The sequence below is a fragment of the Alcanivorax sp. HI0044 genome, from assembly GCF_001634945.1.
In genome coordinates, this window is the sequence record NZ_LWEZ01001506.1 from 1 (window position 1) to 919 (window position 919).

Annotated in this window: 1 protein-coding gene; it reads left to right on the forward strand. The window is 60.7% G+C overall.

All coding sequences use genetic code 11. The annotated features are described in order from the left end of the window. Positions 1–650 (forward strand): AraC family transcriptional regulator (locus tag A3730_RS22735; protein ID WP_156501306.1); only part of this gene is annotated, 650 nt, incomplete at its 5' end. Positions 651–919 lie beyond the last annotated feature (269 nt).

Genomic DNA, 919 nt, shown 5'->3' on the forward strand with positions numbered 1-919 from the left:
ATCTTCAATTGCGTAGCACCCGCCCGTTAGGCGTAGCCCATGATTTTATTATCGAGGCCATGCTGGTGGGGCTGGCGTTCATGATCGAACAGCTGTTGGAGAGTTTGCCGGAGGGGTTGGAGATTCACCGTCGCGGCCCCGCGCCGGCCTGGTTGGCGGCGCTGCGGGAGGATGTGGGGGTGCCGGTGCGGTTTGATCAGTCGGAAGACGCGCTGGTGTTTCCCTTGTCTGCCCTGGAGGCGCGGCCACGTCTGGCGGACCCGCAGGTGGCAGCGATTGCACGCGAGCAGTGCGAGATGGAGTTCCGTCAGTGGCGCACCGAAGAAGAGGGCGTGATGGCGGAGCGTATCCGCACAGCGTTACAGGACCATGCGGCGCCGTTGCCGTCGCTGGAAGGCATGGCGGATCGGCTGGCGGTGTCTGCCCGCACCCTGAAACGTCACTTGCAGCAGGCCGGGTTGAGCTATCGCCAATTGCAGGATGAAGAGCGCTACCGGCAGGCTTGCCGTTTGTTGGCGAAGGCGGAGAAGAGCATTAGCGAGGTGGCCTACCACCTTGGTTATAACGATGTGGCGAACTTCTCCAAGGCGTTCAAGCGCTGGAGTGGCCTGACTCCGAAGGGCTACCGGGAGCAACACTCGCGGGTGTGAGAGGCGAGTAACGAGTTTCGAGTTGCGAAGATCAAAACCTTTACAGACCAGGCGCTTCGGTTTTTGCTTTTCGAAACTCGCAGGTCTTGCCCGTGCTTCTCAAAACAGAAAGGCCGCGCCCGGTTGCCCGGGCGCGGCCTTTTGTCGCTGGCGCTGTTCTGCCAGTTTCGCGTCGACTTACTTGGCGTTCTCGTAAGCTTCGACAGATTTGATGATCTCGGCTTTGGCCGCTTCGGCGCCATCCCAGCCATCAACTTTCACCCACTTGC